The sequence below is a fragment of the Streptomyces sp. ITFR-6 genome (genome assembly GCF_031844725.1).
GTDB lineage: Bacteria > Actinomycetota > Actinomycetes > Streptomycetales > Streptomycetaceae > Streptomyces.
In genome coordinates, this window is record NZ_CP134612.1 from 5,406,689 (window position 1) to 5,424,437 (window position 17,749).

13 protein-coding genes and 1 tRNA gene are annotated in these 17,749 nt (G+C 72.5%); 12 read left to right on the forward strand and 2 right to left on the reverse strand.

Features of this window, described 5'->3' with window-relative positions; all coding sequences use genetic code 11:
• Positions 1–183: 183 nt before the first annotated feature.
• The 7 genes from RLT59_RS24690 (at position 184) to RLT59_RS24720 (ending at position 10,756) form a co-directional block, all read left to right on the forward strand.
• Positions 184–1,080, forward strand: coding sequence for an FAD binding domain-containing protein (locus tag RLT59_RS24690; protein ID WP_073738181.1), 897 nt, complete (start codon positions 184–186; stop codon positions 1,078–1,080).
• On the forward strand, positions 1,077–2,720 hold the full coding sequence (locus RLT59_RS24695; RefSeq protein WP_311305422.1) for a 2Fe-2S iron-sulfur cluster-binding protein: 1,644 nt from the start codon (positions 1,077–1,079) through the stop codon (positions 2,718–2,720). Before RLT59_RS24690 ends, RLT59_RS24695 begins: the two co-directional genes overlap by 4 nt.
• Positions 2,717–5,062, forward strand: coding sequence for a xanthine dehydrogenase family protein molybdopterin-binding subunit (locus tag RLT59_RS24700; RefSeq protein WP_311305423.1), 2,346 nt, complete (start codon positions 2,717–2,719; stop codon positions 5,060–5,062). Before RLT59_RS24695 ends, RLT59_RS24700 begins: the two co-directional genes overlap by 4 nt.
• A 68-nt stretch (positions 5,063–5,130) precedes the next feature.
• A complete protein-coding gene (locus tag RLT59_RS24705) occupies positions 5,131–6,789 on the forward strand; it encodes a helix-turn-helix domain-containing protein (protein ID WP_311305424.1) in 1,659 nt (552 codons plus the stop codon).
• 165 nt (positions 6,790–6,954) lie between these two features.
• Positions 6,955–8,367, forward strand: coding sequence for a type III PLP-dependent enzyme domain-containing protein (locus RLT59_RS24710; protein ID WP_399126025.1), 1,413 nt, complete (start codon positions 6,955–6,957; stop codon positions 8,365–8,367).
• A complete protein-coding gene (locus RLT59_RS24715) occupies positions 8,364–9,197 on the forward strand; it encodes a M55 family metallopeptidase (RefSeq protein WP_311305426.1) in 834 nt (277 codons plus the stop codon). The genes RLT59_RS24710 and RLT59_RS24715 overlap by 4 nt, the downstream gene beginning before the upstream one ends.
• A gap of 92 nt (positions 9,198–9,289) precedes the next feature.
• The gene (locus RLT59_RS24720; protein ID WP_311305427.1) at positions 9,290–10,756 is read left to right on the forward strand and encodes an amino acid permease; all 1,467 of its coding nucleotides are present in this window, start codon (positions 9,290–9,292) and stop codon (positions 10,754–10,756) included.
• A 66-nt stretch (positions 10,757–10,822) separates the two neighbouring features.
• Here RLT59_RS24720 and RLT59_RS24725 read toward each other — a convergent pair.
• A tRNA-Cys gene (locus RLT59_RS24725) sits at positions 10,823–10,894 on the reverse strand.
• Positions 10,895–11,077: 183 nt separating this feature from the next.
• On the opposite strand from RLT59_RS24725, the gene RLT59_RS24730 reads away from it, so the two are divergent.
• The 4 genes from RLT59_RS24730 to RLT59_RS24745 all read left to right on the forward strand — a co-directional run bounded on the left by RLT59_RS24730 (position 11,078) and on the right by RLT59_RS24745 (position 15,115).
• Entirely contained in the window at positions 11,078–12,556 is a 1,479-nt protein-coding gene (locus tag RLT59_RS24730) for an MFS transporter (RefSeq protein WP_311305428.1), read from the forward strand.
• Positions 12,557–12,596: 40 nt separating this feature from the next.
• On the forward strand, positions 12,597–12,797 hold the full coding sequence (locus tag RLT59_RS24735) for a ribbon-helix-helix protein, CopG family (protein WP_073738190.1): 201 nt from the start codon (positions 12,597–12,599) through the stop codon (positions 12,795–12,797).
• Positions 12,794–13,183, forward strand: coding sequence for a type II toxin-antitoxin system death-on-curing family toxin (locus tag RLT59_RS24740; RefSeq protein WP_311305429.1), 390 nt, complete (start codon positions 12,794–12,796; stop codon positions 13,181–13,183). The genes RLT59_RS24735 and RLT59_RS24740 overlap by 4 nt, the downstream gene beginning before the upstream one ends.
• A 150-nt stretch (positions 13,184–13,333) precedes the next feature.
• Entirely contained in the window at positions 13,334–15,115 is a 1,782-nt protein-coding gene (locus RLT59_RS24745; protein WP_311305430.1) for a DEAD/DEAH box helicase, read from the forward strand.
• Positions 15,116–15,236: 121 nt separating this feature from the next.
• On the opposite strand, the gene RLT59_RS24750 is transcribed toward RLT59_RS24745, so the two are convergent.
• A complete protein-coding gene (locus RLT59_RS24750) occupies positions 15,237–15,788 on the reverse strand; it encodes a hypothetical protein (protein ID WP_311305431.1) in 552 nt (183 codons plus the stop codon).
• A gap of 274 nt (positions 15,789–16,062) precedes the next feature.
• On the opposite strand from RLT59_RS24750, the gene RLT59_RS24755 reads away from it, so the two are divergent.
• Positions 16,063–17,688, forward strand: coding sequence for a WxL domain-containing protein (locus RLT59_RS24755; RefSeq protein ID WP_311305432.1), 1,626 nt, complete (start codon positions 16,063–16,065; stop codon positions 17,686–17,688).
• Positions 17,689–17,749 lie beyond the last annotated feature (61 nt).

The following is a 17,749-nucleotide window of genomic DNA, read 5'->3' on the forward strand; positions in this document are numbered from 1 at the left end:
GCACTCCGCTCCGAAGAGGTGCGAATCAGGACCATCCCCCTGGCCAGGGACGGATACTCCCTTCGCGGACCCTCGCGTCGGGCCGGTCCGAAGATGTGCCAGAGTTGCCACGTCCAGGCTTTGAGCACGTACCGTACGGCGAAACAGACGGGACAGCCGGGACACCGGGAAGGGGCAGCTGGGTTGACCACGCAAGCACCGCAGGCGACGCAGTCCGTCACGCTGCCCGCCTCGCTGGACGAGGCAGTGGCGGCACTCGGCGCCATGCCTGCCGCCGTCCCCGTGGCGGGTGGCACGGACCTGATGTCGGCCGTCAACAAGGGCCTCCTGCGCCCCTCCGGGCTGGTCGGCCTCGGCCGGATCAGCGAACTGAGGGGCTGGCACTACCAGGACGGCCACGCCCTCCTCGGCGCCGGACTCACCCACGCCCGGATGGGCCGCCCCGACTTCGCCGCCCTCATCCCCGCCCTGGCCGCCTCCGCCCGCGCCGCCGGCCCGCCGCAGATCCGCAACGCCGGGACGCTCGGCGGCAACATCGCCACCGCCGCCCCGACCGGAGACGCCTTGCCGGTCCTGGCCGCGCTGGAGGCCGAGCTGGTCATCGCCGGTCCCGGCGGCGCCCGCCGCGAGATCCCGGTCTCGCACCTGCTGGCCGGCCGCGAGATGCTGGAGCCCGCGGAGCTGATCGGCTTCGTCCGGGTGCCCCTGCTGCACGCCCCGCAGGTCTTCCTCAAGGCGACCGGACGCACCGGCCCCGGCCGGGCCACCGCCTCCGTCGCGATCGTCCTCGACCCGGCCCGGCGCGGAGTGCGCTGCGCGGTCGGCGCCATCGCGCCGATGCCGCTGCGGCCGCTGGAGGCCGAACGCTGGATCGCCTCGCTGATCGACTGGGACGGCGAACGGGGCCTGGCGCCCGACGCGCTGGCCGCCTTCGGTGAGTACGTCGCCGCGGCGTGCATCCCGGACGAGCCACCGCCCGCCGACGGGGGAGAGGCGCCACCGCTGTCCCCCGCCGTACTGCACCTGCGGCGCACCGTCGCCGCGCTGGCCCGACGCGCGCTGGGGAGGGCACTGTCGTGAGCAACGAGGACCACACCGAACAGCACGGGGGATGGGAGCCGATCCCCCAGAGCGGCGATTACGACGGCGAGTCGACCGCCTTCGTCCACCTGCCGCCGGAGGACCTGGCGAACATCCCGCTGGCCGCGCCCGGCCAGGGCTACGTACCGCCGATGATCCTGCCGCTGACCCCGGCGGCCGGGATCGACCCGGCGGCCACCGGCAGCTGGGCCGTCCGGACACCGGACGGGCAGGACAGCCGGGGCGACGGGCAGGACCACGCCCCGGACACGGAGCGGCCCGCCCCGGAGGCGGTGCACTGGCCCGACCCGAACCAGCAGCAGGCGCCGTACGGATACCCGCAGACCCCGTACCAGCCGCACCCGCCGGGGGAGCAGTACCCGGACCGGTACCGCGAGGACCGGGCCGCGACCGGCCAGTGGAACTTCGCGGAGTCCGCCGAGGCCACGGAACCGGCCGGGCACACCGGCCAGTGGCAGATCCCGGTCGCGGACGGCGATCTCCCCGAGGAGTCCGGCGAGTTCTCCCCTTCCGCGGCGGCCGCCTGGTACGCGGACCGCACCCCGCCGGCCACCCTGCCCGGCGGTGCGCCCGCCCCCTGGGCGACGCCCGAGCCGGAGCCCCAGGCCGCGGACAGCGCCCTGCCGCAGGCGCCGGACCAGGACGGGTCACCGGACGCGCACGACGTCCCGCCGGAGGCAGCCCTCCAGGACGCGTCGCAGCCCGCCATGGAGCACCCCGGCCCGGCCGAACCGGTCGCGGAGCCGGTCGCGGAGCCTTCCGCGGACGTGGTCGCGGAACCGGACACCGAGGCCACGGACACCGAAGCGGCACCGGACACCGATGCCACGGCCCCGGACGCGACGGACACGCCCGCCGAAGCCGACACCACGGACCCCGGAGTCACCGACTTCGCCCCCGAAGCCGACCCCGACGTCACCGACTCCGACGTCACCGACCCCGAGGCCGCCCCGGCGGCCCCCCGGTTCGACCTGCCCAGCGAGCACCCCGCCGTCTCGTACGCGCTGCACGTGAACGGCGTCGACCGGCCGGTCACCGACGCCTGGATCGGTGAGTCACTGCTCTACGTGCTGCGCGAGCGCCTCGGCCTCGCCGGGGCCAAGGACGGCTGCTCACAGGGCGAGTGCGGTGCCTGCAACGTCCAGGTGGACGGCCGGCTCGTCGCCTCCTGCCTGGTCCCCGCGGCCACCGCGGCGGGCAGCGAGGTGCGGACCGTCGAAGGGCTGGCCATCAACGGCGAACCGTCCGACGTCCAGCGGGCGCTGGCCGACTGCGGCGCCGTCCAGTGCGGCTTCTGCATCCCCGGCATGGCCATGACCGTCCACGACCTGCTGGAGGGCAACCACGCCCCCAGCGAGCTGGAGACCCGTCAGGCACTCTGCGGCAACCTGTGCCGCTGCTCCGGGTACCGGGGCGTGCTCGACGCCGTCAACGAGGTCATCGCCGGCCGTGAGGCGGCCTCCGCACCCGCACCGGAATCCGCGGACCGGCCCACAGGACAGCCCGCAGGGCAGCCCACCGAACAGTCCGCGAAACAGGACGAGGCGCGCATCCCGCACCAGGCGCCCCCCGGCGCGGGTAGTGTGCAGGCCCATCTGCAGGACGGAGGCATGGCGTGAGCAACGACGCGGCCACCGCGGGCGGCGCGACCCACACGGCGATCAGCATCCCCTCGCTGGACGGACCCGACGGCCCAGAGGGCGAGCAGCCGGTGTTCGGCCTCGGCGCCTCGCTGCCGCCGGCCGACGCCCGCCCCAAGACCGAGGGCACCTTCCCGTACGCCGCCGACCTGTGGGCCGAGGGACTGCTCTGGGCGGCCGTGCTCCGCTCCCCGCACCCGCACGCGCGCATCCTGTCGATCGACACCTCGGCCGCCGTCGAGATGCCGGGCGTACGCGCGGTCGTCACCCACGAGGACGTCCCCGGCGAGAGCGCCTACGGACGCCGCGTCGTGGACCGCCCCGTCTTCGCCTCCGAGCTGGTCCGCCACCACGGCGAGCCGATCGCCGCGGTCGCCGCCGACCACCCCGACACCGCCAGGCTGGCCGCCGCCGCCATCGCCGTGGAGTACGAGGTGCTGGAACCGGTCACCGACCCGGAGAAGGCCTTCGCCGCGGAACCGCTGCACCCCGACGGCAACCTGATCCGCCACATCCCGCTGCGCTACGGCGACCCGGAGATCGTGGGCGAGGTCATCGTCGAGGGGCTCTACCGCATCGGCCGCCAGGACCCGGCGCCGATCGGTGCGGAGGCCGGGCTCGCCGTACCCCGTCCGGACGGCGGCGTGGAGATCTACACCGCCTCCACCGACCCGCACACCGACCGCGACCTCGCCGCCGCCTGCTTCGGCCTCGAACCGGACCGGGTGAAGGTCGTCGTGACCGGCGTCCCCGGCGCCACCGGCGACCGCGAGGACCCCGGATTCCAGCTCCCGCTGGGGCTGCTCGCCCTGCGCACCGGCTGCCCGGTCAAGCTCGCCGCCACCCGCGAGGAGTCCTTCCTCGGCCACGCGCACCGCCACCCGACGCTGCTCCGCTACCGCCACCACGCGGACGCGGAGGGCCGGCTGGTGAAGGTCGAGGCGCAGATCCTCCTCGACGCGGGCGCGTACGCCGACGACTCGTCCGAATCGCTGGCCGCCGCCGTCGCGTTCGCCTGCGGCCCCTACGTCGTCCCGCACGCCTTCATCGAGGGCTGGGCCGTCCGTACGAACAACCCGCCGTCCGGCCATGTCAGGGGCGAGGGCGCGATGCAGGTCTGCGCCGCGTACGAGGGCCAGATGGACAAGCTGGCCGCCAAGCTCTCCATCGACCCGGCCGAACTGCGGCTGCGCAACGCCCTGTCCACCGGCGACATCCTGCCCACCGGACAGACCGTGACCTGCCCCGCCCCCGTCGCGGAACTCCTGGGAGCGGTACGGGACTTCCGGCTCCCCTCGCTCCCCAAGGACTCCCCGGAGGACGACTGGCTGCTCCCGGGCGGCCCGGAGGGCGCGGGCGAACCCGGCGCGGTACGGCGCGGGGTCGGCTACGCGCTGGGCATGGTCCACATGCTCGGCGCCGAGGGCGCGGACGAGGTCTCCACGGCCACGGTCCGGGTCCACGACGGGGTCGCCACCGTCATCTGCGCCGCCGTCGAGACGGGCCAGGGCTTCTCGACCCTGGCCCGCCAGGTCGTCCAGGAGACCCTGGGCATCGAGGAGGTCCACGTGGCCTCCGTCGACACCGACCAGCCCCCGGCGGGACCGGCCACGCACGGCCGTCACACCTGGGTCTCCGCCGGAGCGGTCGAACGCGCGGCGAAGATGGTCCGCACCCAGCTGCTCCAGCCGCTGGCCCACCAGTTCGGCATGTCCACCGAACTGCTCCAGATCGCCGACGGCAAGATCACCAGTTACGACGGGGTGCTCTCGACGACCGTCATGGAGGCGATGGACGGCAAGGAGCTCTGGGCCACCGCCCAGTGCCGCCCCCACCCAACGGAGCCGCTGGACGAGTCCGGCCAGGGCGACGCCTTCGTCGGCCTCGCCTTCTGCGCGATCCGCGCGGTGGTGGACGTCGACATCGAGCTCGGCTCGGTCCGCGTCGTGGAGATGGCCGTCGCCCAGGACGTCGGCCGGGTCCTCAACCCGTCCCAGCTGGCGACCCGGATCGAGGCGGGCATCACCCAGGGCATCGGCACCGCCCTCACGGAGAACCTCCGCACCGCCCGCGGCCTGATCCGCCACCCCGACCTCACGGGCTACGCCCTGCCGACCTCCCTCGACGCGCCGGACATCCGCATCGTCCGACTCGTCGAGGAGCGCGACGTGGTCGCCCCGTTCGGCGCCAAACCCGCCTCCGCGGTCCCCGTGGTGACCTCCCCGGCCGCCGTGGCCGCCGCGGTCCGCTCGGCGACCGGCCGCCCGGTCAACCGCCTCCCGATCCGGCCGCAGGCAGCGGTGGCGGCTACGAGGTCCTGAGCCATGCCCCGGCCCGGCAGTGACCGGGGCCATGGCAGGTCGCGGTGGTGCGGGGCGAGTATGGGCGGATGCACCTCTCCTCGGCGGACCGCCCCGAACCCGGTCCCACGCTGGCGCAGCTCCTCGCGCTGATCGCCACCGGGACGCTCGATGTCGTCGTGGCGCCGGGCGGCACCGACGTACCCGTGTCCGATGTGGTGCTGCACGATCCCGGTGAGGAGGGGGACGAGGACGCCTGGGCGGCCGCCGGGCTGGTCCTGCTCGCGGTCGGGGTGGAGGTCGCTTCGCCCGAGGCGGTCGACGTGCTGCGCGCCGCGGACCGTGCCGGAGCGGCGGCTGTGGTGATGCGGCGTGGCGCGCGGGGGCCGCGGGCGGCGCTGCTGGAGGCGGCGGAGCGGGGGCGTACGGCGTTGCTGACCCGGCGGGCCGGGCAGGGCTGGACCGAGGTGCTCGGGCAGTTGCGGACCGCGCTGGTGCACAGCGTCCCGGACCGGTCCGGGAATGCGGCCGGGGTGGACGGGCTGCGGCTGGGTGATCTGTCGGGGCTGGCCAACACCGTGGCGGACCTCGTCGGCGGCGCGATCACGATCGAGGACCCGCAGTCGCGGGTGCTGGCCTACTCGCGGATGGACCACGAGCCCGACCCGATGCGCCGGCTCACGATCCTCGGCCAGGAGGTGCCCCGCTGGCGGGTCGTCCAGCTGCGGGAGAGTGGCTTCTTCCAGGCGCTGTGGAACACCGACGACGTGGTGCGGCTCCCCGCGGACGAGCGGTACGCCGAGCGGCTGGCCGTCGCGGTGCGGCACGGCTCCGAGGTGCTCGGCTCGATCTGGGCGGCGGCCGACGGGCGGCCGCTGGCAGCGGACGCGGTGGCGGCGCTGCGGACGGCGGCCCGCGCCGCGGTCCCGCACCTGTCGCACCACCGGACCTGGGGCCGGGCGGCGGCCTGGGCGCGCGAGGGGTCGGTGCACGCGCTCCTGTCGGGCAACGGGCAGGCGGCGCACGACGTGGGGCTCGTCCGGGGCCGGCCGTACGCCGTGCTGGTGGCGGAGGCCTACGACGGACCGGAGCCCGCGCCGGGCGACGCCGGGCAGCGGGTGCAGCGGGTGCTCGATGGACTGGCGCTGCTGGCCGCGGCCTACCGGCCTGGGTGTGTGACCGCCCGGTCCGGGCAGCGGCTGTACGTCCTGGTACCGGCCGTGGACGGCGAGAGCGACCCCGCGCGCACCCTGCTGGCCACGGCCCGTTCCTTGCCCCGGGGCGTGGTCTTCGCCGGAGCCGGGCCCGTGGTCTCGGATCCGGCGGAACTGCCCGCCTCGCGGGACGCCGCGGAGCTGGTGCTGCGGGTGCTGCGGGAGCGCGCCGCGCGGACCCCTGTCGGGGCCGGGTCCGCGGTGGCGTCGTACGCGGAGGTCGCGGGCGAGGCGGCGGTGCTGCGGCTGCTCGACCGGGTGGAGCCGCTGTGGCGGGAGATACCGGGGCCGGTGCACGCGATGCTGGAGCACGACCGGTCGCACGGGGCGCGTTACGGCGAGTCCGTCGCCGCGTACCTCGACGCCTTCGGCGACACGGCCGCCGCCGCGCGACACCTCAACGTGCACCCCAATACCCTGCGGTACCGGCTGCGCCGGGCGCGGGAGCTGTTCGGGGTCGACCTGGCCGATCCGGCGGTGCGGTTCCTGGCGGAGATCGGCCTGCGCCTCGGGCCTGCCCGGCCCCGCTCCTGATTCCGGTTCCGGTCTTCCGGCCGGGGCCGGTTCTCATATTCATGATCGTTTATTTATCGGAGTGGACGAGTAAGACGATCGGTCCTGGTCCCTGACGACGAAGACATGCCGGGCTCCGCGCACCGAAGCTGGGCACAACGGCCCGCGGTCCGACGGACGCGGCGTATGAGCGACCCATCACGTAGGAGAGTGGTTCAGGTGACTTCCGGTCCGGCCCCCCAGCGCAAGCGCGCCCGTGAGGCGGCGCTCGCCCGTGCAGTCGAGGACGGGCTGCTCGGCCCCGGATCGCCCCTGGTCGGCCTGCTCGACGTCGACGGGGTGCTGGCCGCGGTGGACGCGCTGAACGAGGCGTTCGAGGGACCGGCCACGGTCCACCACACGTTCGCGGCCAAGGCGTGCGGACTGGTGCCGGTGCTCCGGCTGCTCGCGGAGGCGGGCATGGGCTGCGAGGTGGCGTCGCCCGGCGAGCTGGAACAGGCCCTCGCCGCCGGCTTCAGCCACGACCGGCTGGTGTTCGACAGCCCCGCGAAGACCGTCGAGGAGCTGGAGTTCGCCCTTGAGCACGGCATCGCGATCAACCTGGACAACTTCCAGGAGCTGGAGCGCGTCGACCGCCTGCTGGCCGGCCGCGAGCCCGCCGGACCCATCGGCCTCCGGGTGAACCCCCAGGTCGGGGCCGGGGCCATCGGGGCGATGAGCACCGCCACCGCGACGTCCAAATTCGGCGTCGCGCTGCGTGACCCGGGAGCCGTCGACGCGGTGATCGAGGCCTTCACCACGCGCCCCTGGCTCAACCGCCTGCACGCACACGTCGGCTCCCAGGGCTGCCCGCTGCCGCTCATCGCGCAGGGGGTCGGCGCCGCGTACGAGCTGGCGGAACGGATCAACACCCTGCTCGGGCAGGCCCGGATCACCGGCCTGGACATCGGCGGCGGCCTGCCCGTGAACTTCGACAGCGAGGACGACCGCCCCACCTACACCGACTACGTCACCGAACTGCGCGCCGCCGCCCCCGGCCTCTTCGACGGCCGCTACACCCTCGTCACCGAGTTCGGCCGCTCGCTGCTGGCGAAGAGCGGCACCATCGGCTCGGTCGTCGAGTACACCAAGTCGGCCGGCGGCCGCCGGATCGCGGTGACCCACGCCGGCGCCCAGGTGGCCACCCGCACCGTGTTCATGCCCGGCTCATGGCCCCTGCGCGTCGGCGTGTTCGACGCCTGCGGCCGGCCCAAGGAGGGGCCGCTCCAGGTCGTGGACATCGCCGGACCGTGCTGCTTCGCCGGGGACCTGACCGCGAGCGCCCGCGAACTCCCGGCGGTCGAGCCCGGGGACGTGGTGGCGCTGTACGACACCGGGGCGTACTACTTCTCGTCGCACTTCTCATACAATTCCCTGCCCAGACCCGCTGTGTACGGTTATTGCACAGATTCTGCCGGTCGGGTCCGCCTCGCCATGGTCCGCGAGGCCCAGAGCGTGCGCGAAGTCGTCGAGGAGAGCGGCCTCTCCCACGCGGACGCGCTCGTGGCGCTGTGCGCGCGGGGGTCGGAGCAGACACCGAAGAAGGAGGTGGCGGGGTGAAGCACGTCCTCATATCCGCCGACATGGAAGGGGCGACGGGCACCGTCTCCCCGGCGGACGTCACAGCCGGGACACCGCGCTACGAGCGCTTCCGCCGACTGCTCACCCAGGACGTCAACGCCGCGGTCGCCGGGTTCGCGGACGCCGGCGCCGACGAGATCGTCGTCAACGACGCGCACTGCGGCATGGACAACGTACTCATCGAGGAACTCGACCCGCGCGCGGTCCTGATCGTCGGCCGGCACAAGCCGCTCGGCATGATGGAGGGCCTGACGGAAGGCCCCGACGCGGTGGCGTTCGTCGGCTACCACACCGGCGCCGGCGAACAGGGCGTCCTCGCGCACACCTACCTCTCGCACAGCATCCTCGGCGTCCGCATCGACGGCGAGCTTGTCGGGGAGGGCGAGTTCAACGCCCTGGTCGCCAAGGAGGCCGGCGTCCCCGTCGTCCTGGTCACCGGCGACGACGTGACCTGCCGCGAAGCCACCGGGTACGCGCCCGGCTGCCGGACCGTCACCGTGAAGAGGGCGATCTCCCGGCACGCCGCCGTCTGCCGCACCCCGGCCGTCACGAGTGCCGACATCCGCCGCGAGGCCGCGGCAGCCCTCCCGGCGCCCCCGCCCCGGCCCGCCGCGCACCCCGCCCCGCACGTGGTGGAGGTCGACGTGGACAGTCCGCACCTCGCGGACCGCGCGAGCGCACTGTCCGGAGTCGGACGGTCCGGCCCCCGCACCGTCCGTATGGACACCCCGGACGCCATGACGGCGCTGCGCCGCTTCCGGGCGCTCAGCTGGGTGATCGGCGGCGGTCGCGAGGGCGACTGGACCTGAGGGCCCCCACCCGAACGCCGCTCCGACGGCGCGCGCCCGCCCCCAGGGGCTTCCCACGCCTTGTACGACGTTGCCCATGACCTGGAGCTGCAATGACATCCTCCGTACCGCAGAGAACGCCGCGGAAGACTCCACAGAAGACTTCGCAGAAGACTTCGCAGAAAACGCCGCAGGGAACGCCGCAGAGCCCGCAGCCGGAACTCAGCCGTTCGCTGCGCAACCGCCACATGTCGATGATCGCGATCGGCGGCGCGATAGGCGCCGGACTGTTCGTCGGCAGCGGCTCGGTGATCAAGACCGCGGGGCCCGCCGCGATCGTGTCGTACTGCCTGGCCGGCGCGCTCGTGCTGTGCACCATGCGGATGCTCGGCGAGATGGTCGTCGCGAGGCCCTCCTCGGGCTCCTTCGCCGACTACGCCCGTACCGCCATCGGGCCGTGGGCGGGCTTCACCATCGGATGGCTGTACTGGTACTACTACGTCATCATCGTGGCCGTGGAGGCCGTCGCGGGCGCGGCGATCCTGCACGCGTGGATCGGGCTGCCGCTCTGGGTGCTGGCCATGGGCCTGATGGTCGTGATGACCGCGACCAACCTGCTCTCCGTGAAGTCGTTCGGTGAGTTCGAGTTCTGGTTCTCCTCCGTCAAGGTCGCCGCGATCGTGGCGTTCCTGATCGTCGGCGGACTCTACGTCTTCGGCGGCTGGCCCGGCTCTTCCTTCGACTTCTCCAACCTCACCGCGCACGGCGGCTTCGCGCCCAACGGATTCACCGCGATCTTCTCCGCGATCGTCGTGGTCATCTTCGCGTTCGGCGGAGCCGAGATCGTCACCATCGCCGCTGCGGAGAGCAAGGAGCCCGAGCGCTCGGTGGCGCGCGCCACCACCGGGATCATCTGGCGGATCATCCTCTTCTACGTCGGCTCCATCGTCCTCGTCGTCACCATCGTTCCGTGGGACAGCGCCAAGGTCCTGGCCAGCCCGTACGTCGCGGCCTGGAAGATCATCGGGCTGCCGGGCGCGGGCGTCGTGATGGACATCGTGATCCTCACGGCCGTGCTGAGCGTGCTCAACTCCTCGGTCTACGTCTCCTCGCGGATGCTGCGGGCGCTCGCCACCCACGGCGACGCCCCCACCTGGCTGGTGGCGACGAACAAGCGCCAGGTGCCGGCCCGCGCGATCCTGGCCGGAACCGTGGTCGGCTGGATCTCGGTGCTCCTGGCCTACCTCTCGCCGGACACCGTCTTCACCTACCTGGTGAACTCCTCCGGCGCGATCGCCATCTTCATGTACCTGATGATCGGCGTGTCCCAGCTGCGCATGCGGCGTCGGCTGGAGCGCGAGGAGCCGGAGCGGCTGACCCTGCGCATGTGGCTCTTCCCGTACCTGACCTGGGTGGTGATGGCCGGATTCGCCGCGGTGCTGGTGGCCATGGCCGTCATCGGTGACCAGCGCACCCAGCTGTTCACCAGCCTCGGCAGCCTGGCCGTCGTCCTCGTCGCGTACGCGGTGCGCAGGGCGGGCGGCAGCCGTCCGGTCCCGGACGCCGGAGTCACCGGCTGACCCGTCACGCGGAACCGCCCGCCCCCGCGTCCTTCCGGACGAGGGTGCGGGCGGTTCCGTATACCGAGGCCGTGACCGGAATCGAACCGGTGTAACTCGAGTTGCAGTCGAGCCCCTAAGCCTCTCGGGCACACGGCCGTGCGTTGCTCCGGTACCGACCGTAGGCGCCCGCGACCATGGGTGCCAAGAGCGCGGGCCGTCCCGCAACGCGACTGCCACACCCCGTTCATGAACAGTCGTCCGGTCCTACGACCAAGGGACCAGAACGGGAGGGACTCGCGACAGAGTCCAAGGGCGGTTTTGCCCCTTACTCTAGGGTTCATGACCGCTCTGGAACCGCGTGACGCCGAGGTCTCGGCCCGCCCCGAAGACATCGATGACCTGCACGGGACCATGGTCGCGGGCGCGGTGGAAGGGGTGCTCGGGCGCACCTACCGGGCGCTGAGCATCGGCATCGTCTCCGTCGTGTTCCTGATCGCCTTCGAGGCCACCGCCGTGGGGACCGCGATGCCGGTCGCCGCCCGTGAGCTGCACGGCATCCCGCTGTACGCCTTCGCGTTCTCGGCGTACTTCACCACCAGCCTCTTCGCCATGGTGCTCTCCGGCCAGTGGGCCGACCGGCGCGGCCCGCTGGGGCCGCTCGCCGCCGGGATCAGCGCCTTCGGGCTGGGCCTGTTGCTGTCCGGGACCGCGAGCACCATGTGGATGTTCATCGCGGGACGGGCCGTGCAGGGGCTCGGTGGCGGGCTGGTGATCGTCGCCCTGTACGTGGTGGTCAGCCGGGCCTACCCGGAGCCGCTGCGGCCCGCGATCATGGCCGGGTTCGCCGCGAGCTGGGTGATCCCGTCCGTCGTGGGGCCGCTGGTCTCCGGGAGCGTGACCGAGCACCTGGGCTGGCGCTGGGTCTTCGTAGGCATCCCGGTCCTGGTGGTCTTCCCGCTGGCGCTCGCGCTGCCCGCGATCCGGCGCATGGCGTCCGGGCCCGCGGACCCGGCGGCGCCCGTCGAGCCGTTCGACCGCCGGCGCGTCGTACTCGCGCTGGGCATCTCGCTGGGCGCGGCACTGCTCCAGTACGCCGGGCAGGAGCGGAACTGGTTCTCGCTGCTGCCGCTCGTCGCCGGGGTCGCCCTGCTCGTCCCCGCGGTGCGCGGTCTGCTGCCCCGGGGCACCGGACGGGCGGCGCGCGGGCTGCCCTCCGTGGTGCTGCTGCGCGGGGTGGCGGCCGGGTCCTTCATCGCCGCCGAGTCGTTCGTACCCCTGATGCTGGTCACCCAGCGCGGCCTGTCCCCGACGATGGCCGGGCTGTCGCTCGCGGCCGGCGGCGGGACGTGGGCGCTGGGCTCGTTCCTGCAGTCCCGGCCGCGCCTGGAGCCGCACCGGGAGCGGCTGATGGTGGCCGGCATGGTGCTGGTCGCTGCGGCGATAGCCGCAGCGCCCGCCGTGCTGATCGACGGGGTGCCGGTCTGGACGGTCGCCGCGGCCTGGGCGGTCGGCTGCCTCGGCATGGGCACGGTGACCGCGTCGACCAGCGTGCTGCTGCTGAAGCTGTCCGCACCGCATGAGGCGGGGGCGAACTCCGCGGCCCTGCAGATCTCCGACGGCCTCTCCAACGCCCTGCTGCTGGCCGCCGGCGGCGCGGCGTTCGGCGCGCTCGGCGGCGGAGCGGTGGGGGCCGTGCACGAGGCCGTCGAGGCGGGCTCCTCCGGCTCCCACCCGGGGGCGTTCGCGGTGGTGTTCCTGCCGATGGCGGGGGTCGCGCTGGTGGGGGCGTGGGTGGCTACGCGGGTGCGTGAGCGGTGAGTGGTACCGATCTGGCCCCACGTGGTGGTACCGTTTTGGTATGGCCATGAACCTGCGTCTTCGTGACGACCAGACCGAAGCACTCAAGCAGCGCGCCGAGCAGGAGGGCACGAGCATGCACGCCATATTGCTCCAGGCCGTGGACGACTATCTGGCCCGGACCGCCCAGCAGGCCATCGTCCGCAAGACGGCGAAGGAGCAGGCGGCCAAGTGGGGCGAGCTCATGGAGCGGCTTAAGTGAGCTGTATCTACCTGTCCTCCGAAGACATCCTCGTCATCGCCGAACACGCCTGCCCCGACATGCGGATCGTGGTCCGCGACGCCGGGCTCCTCGAATCGGCTGCCCACCGGCCGTCCGCGGCCATGTTCGGTGAGGAGGCGTATCCGGACGTCGTGGACAAGGCGGCCGCACTGCTCCAGTCCCTGGCGATCAACCATCCGCTCTTCGACGGAAACAAGCGCACCGCCTGGCTGTCGTGCGTGGCCTTCCTCGCGATGAACGGCGTCGATCTTCGCCCCGACATCGATGCGGCGGAGCGCCTGGTCATCGCCGTCGCCACAGGCGAAACGGACGAGGTGAAGGTCATCTCCCAGGGGCTGCGCGAACTGGTCACCGACCAGGTGTGAGAGCCGTCGCAATCCGCCCCGGGGTGGCGGCGTCCAGGGCGGATCGCACCCCGCCCCCGGTAGGGTGGCCCGGTTGTCGTATCGCGTGCGTGCCCGTCCCGGCCCGTGCGGACAGCACCCCACGTACCCGAGAGACCCGAACCGGAGACCGTGACTACTACCGCCTCCCACCACCTCTCACCCGCCTTTCCCGGCCGCGCCCCCTGGGGTACGGCCGGGAAGCTGCGAGCCTGGCAGCAGGGCGCCATGGAGAGGTACATCCAGGAGCAGCCGCGCGATTTCCTCGCCGTCGCGACCCCCGGCGCCGGTAAGACCACCTTCGCGCTGACCCTCGCGTCATGGCTGCTGCACCACCACGTCGTGCAGCAGGTCACCGTCGTGGCACCGACCGAGCACCTCAAGAAGCAGTGGGCGGAGGCCGCCGCCCGGATAGGGATCAAGCTCGACCCCGACTACAGCGCCGGCCCCGTGAGCAAGGAGTACCACGGGGTCGCCGTCACGTACGCGGGTGTCGGGGTCCGCCCGATGCTGCACCGCAACCGGTGCGAGCAGCGCAAGACCCTGGTGATCCTCGACGAGATCCACCACGCCGGCGACTCGAAGTCCTGGGGGGAGGCGTGCCAGGAGGCGTTCGACCCGGCGACCCGCCGGCTCGCGCTCACCGGCACGCCCTTCCGTTCCGACACCAACCCGATCCCCTTCGTCGTCTACGAGGAGGGGAACGACGGCATCCGGCGGTCCTCCGCCGACTACACCTACGGCTACGGCAACGCGCTGGCCGACGGTGTGGTCCGCCCGGTGATCTTCCTCAGCTACAGCGGCAACATGCGCTGGCGCACCAAGGCCGGTGACGAGATCGCCGCCCGGCTCGGTGAGCCGATGACCAAGGACGCCATCGGGCAGGCCTGGCGCACCGCGCTCTCGCCCACCGGTGACTGGATCCCCAATGTGCTCAGCGCCGCCGACAAGCGGCTGACCGAGGTCCGCAAGGGCATTCCGGACGCCGGCGGCCTGGTCATCGCGACCGACCAGGAGTCCGCCCGCGAGTACGCCAAGATCCTCAAGAAGGTGACGGGCGAGAAGGCCACCGTCGTCCTGTCCGACGAGAAGGCCGCGTCCAAGCGGATCGACAAGTTCACCGAGGACGGCTCGCGCTGGATGGTCGCCGTCCGGATGGTGTCCGAAGGTGTCGACGTGCCGCGCCTCGCGGTCGGCGTGTACGCCACCACCATCTCGACGCCGCTCTTCTTCGCCCAGGCCGTCGGCCGCTTCGTGCGCTCCCGCAAGCGCGGTGAGACCGCCTCGGTCTTCGTACCGACGATCCCCATGCTGCTCGACTTCGCCAACGAGATGGAGGTCGAGCGGGACCACGTCCTCGACAAGCCGAAGAAGGGCAGCGACGAGGAGAACCCGTTCGCGGAGGAGGACAAGCTCCTCGCCGACGCGGAGAAGCTGGAGGACGAGGAGACCGAGGAGCAGCTGCCCTTCGAGGCCCTCGAATCCGACGCGGTCTTCGACCGGGTGCTGTACGACGGTGCCGAGTTCGGCATGCAGGCGCACCCGGGCAGCGAGGAGGAGCAGGACTACCTCGGGATCCCGGGGCTGCTGGAGCCCGACCAGGTGCAGCTGCTGCTCCAGAAGCGGCAGACCCGGCAGATCGCGCACAGCCGCCAGAAGCCGGCCTCAGAGGCGGATCTGCTGGAGAAGCCGGCCGGTGACCGGCCGGTGGTCACGCACAAGCAGCTGCTGAGCCTGCGCAAGCAGCTGAACACCATGGTGTCGGCCTACACGCACCAGAGCGGCAAACCGCACGGGGTCGTCCACACCGAGCTGCGGCGGGTGTGCGGCGGGCCGCCGAGCGCGGAGGCCACCGCCGGGCAGATCGAGCAGCGGATCAAGAAGGTCCAGGAGTGGGCCACACGCATGACGTGAGCCCGCCGGAAACGCGTGGGCACCGGCCCGGGGCACAGGACAGCCGTCCTCGCCCCGGGCCGGTGTCATGAGCGGGCCGGCTCCAGCGGGCTGAGGCCGGTGCCATGAGAGGTCCCCGCCGCTACCAGACGAACGGTGCGGACTGGCTGCTCGTCGCCACGCACGGCACGGTGGCCGACGTCGGGGACGAGGCCACGATCTGCAGCGACCAGTTGGTGGTGCTCGGGGGAGCGGGCAGCACCGTGGAGTTGGTGCTGTCCCCGGCCGCGAGCGTGCCGGAGGTGAGCTTCAGCGGTCCGAGGGTGATCGGGTTGCCGCCGCTCAGGCCGGGGTTGGTCTTCGCGGAGAACTGCACCTGGCTGGTGACGCCGCCCGAGGTCTTGGTGAGCTTGAGCGTCGTCGTGATGCTGTTCGGGTCGGCACTCGTGCCGGCCGGCATGGTGATCGCCGTGGAGGTGATCTTGATGGTCTTGTTCGTACCCGAGTCGGCGGCGGTCAGGGTGGCGACGCCGCTGCCCCAGGAGCCGCAGTCGTAGCTCGCCGTCGCGGTGAGCGGGGCGACGGCGGAGGCGGTCGGCGACGACAGCGCGAGCATCGCGCCGACAGCGGACGCGACGCCCGACACCAGCGGCAGGCGTCTTCGGCTCCGGGTGATGCGTGAGGAGATCGACATGACGGGTGGAACTCCTTCCGGTTGAATTCCGCAGATTCGCTGGATCGGTACCAGCCTGCGGATCTGCGTGCCGGGCCCGGCATGTCGGGTGCAGTGAAACGGTGATCTTCGAAGATGTCAACGGATGCGCCGAAAACGCGTGCTGAAATGCTTTCCGGGCATTTCCGAAAGGATCAATTCGGTCTCTCTTGACTTCTCTGCACCAGAGCTCCTCAATGTGCGCAATCAATGGGCCATGAAAGGGTGTCAGGTGATCCGACGTCGAAGACCCGGGGTGATCGGTCTGCTCGCAGCCTGCTTCTTACTGTCGCTGGGCTGCGCCGGGGCCGCCGCGCCGCTTCCCCCGCACCACGCGACGGCGGCCTCGGCCGGCACGGTGAACCCGACCGTCCACTGCACCCTGCCCGCGGGCCAGGGCGAGGCGACCGGGCCGCAGGAGATGAACGTCGAGCTGTCGCCCGAGGTCGTCGCCCCGGGCGGCAAGGTGCACGCCAAGGTGACGCTCGGCGCGTCCCCCGCCACCAGCGCCATCGCACTGGACGACGTGCCGACCATCCCCAGCCTCGACCTCGCGATGTCCGGCGGGGCCACCGGCACCGTCACCGTGCGGGGCGCCGAGTTCACCATGGACGTACCGGCCGGGCAGCCCATCGAGATTCCCGCGTACGAGGGCGACTTCCTGGTTCCGGTGGACGCCTCCGGCGAGATATCGCTCGCCCCGGTCCGCACCCTCACCCAGACCAAGGTCCTCGGATCGGTCTTCGAGACACCGTGCGACGTCGTCGGTGACGTGGGCAGCGTCGGCACCGTCACGGCGGCGGGCTCCACCTCGGAGCCCGCCACCCTGACCGCCCCGGCAGACCCGGTACGCCCCAACACCGCCGTCAAGCTGCGCGGTTCGCGGTGGACCCCGGACGGCACCCCCGTACCGTCGCTCTGCGCGGCGGGCGGTGGCGGCTGCGACCCGCTGAAGTTCACCTCCAGCACCCTGCGGATCGACTCCTACGGCACGCTCACCGGCACCGCGACCCTCGGCGAGGCCGGGGCGGTGCCCGACGGCAGTTACGAGGTGAAGGTCAACGACGGCACGAAGGAGGCCACCGCACCCCTCACCGTCAAGGCCGTCGCGGCAGGCAACCGGGAGATCTCACTGTCTGCGGACAGCGGCCCGGTCGGCAGCGTGGTCACCGTCAGCGGCCGGAACTACAACCCGGACCGCTGGATCAACATCATCGGCCTCGACGCGGCGGGCACCGGGCTCGACGACAGCGCGGTCTACGTCAAGAGCGGCCCGGACGGCACCTTCGCCGTCGAGTTCACCGTCATCTCCGACGCCGTCGTCGCCGTCCAGGCCGACGAGGGCAACGACCCGGCGACCGTCCGCACGGCGCAGTTCACCGTCACCACGGAGGGCGGCGGCGGGGACGACGGCGGCACGGCCGAGCAGAAGCTGACCACCGAGGTCAGGGCCGGGACGCTGGCCATGACCCAAACCGGTGACACCGTCGACTTCGGCACCACGGTGCTGGGCGCGGACACCGGTGCGCAGCGGGCCCGGCTCAACCGGGTCGAGGTCGAGGACGCCAGAGGCGTCAACAGCGGATGGTCGCTGACCGCCACCCTGAGCCGCTTCACGAACGCCGACGGAAACATCATCCCGGCCTATGCCGTGCGCTGGACCCCGGCCTGCTCGGCGCAGGACGGAAGCGTGGGGACACCGGTGGCCGGAGCGCCCACGGCGCTCGGGAGCGAGGCGGCGAGCCTCTGCCGGGTCGATCCGGACGGATCACGTCCGTTCATCGGCGGGAAGTTCGACGCCGACGCGGATCTCGCCCTCACCGTTCCCGAATTCACCCGGCCCGGAGAATACAGCGCCACCCTCACCCTGACCCTGCTGTAACAGGGGTCACCGGGGAAAGCCCTTCCGGACGCCCGCCCGCTCCATACGGCAATGGAGCGGA

Excerpts from the sequence above, each read along its gene's own strand:
- RLT59_RS24705 (WP_311305424.1), top strand. The coding sequence starts at position 5,131 with ATGCACCTCTCCTCGGCGGACCGCCCCGAACCCGGTCCCACGCTGGCG.
- RLT59_RS24710 (WP_399126025.1), top strand. The coding sequence starts at position 6,955 with ATGAGCGACCCATCACGTAGGAGAGTGGTTCAGGTGACTTCCGGTCCG.
- RLT59_RS24720 (WP_311305427.1), top strand. The coding sequence starts at position 9,290 with ATGACATCCTCCGTACCGCAGAGAACGCCGCGGAAGACTCCACAGAAG.
- RLT59_RS24730 (WP_311305428.1), top strand. The coding sequence starts at position 11,078 with ATGACCGCTCTGGAACCGCGTGACGCCGAGGTCTCGGCCCGCCCCGAA.
- RLT59_RS24735 (WP_073738190.1), top strand. The coding sequence starts at position 12,597 with ATGGCCATGAACCTGCGTCTTCGTGACGACCAGACCGAAGCACTCAAG.
- RLT59_RS24750 (WP_311305431.1), bottom strand. The coding sequence starts at position 15,788 with ATGTCGATCTCCTCACGCATCACCCGGAGCCGAAGACGCCTGCCGCTG.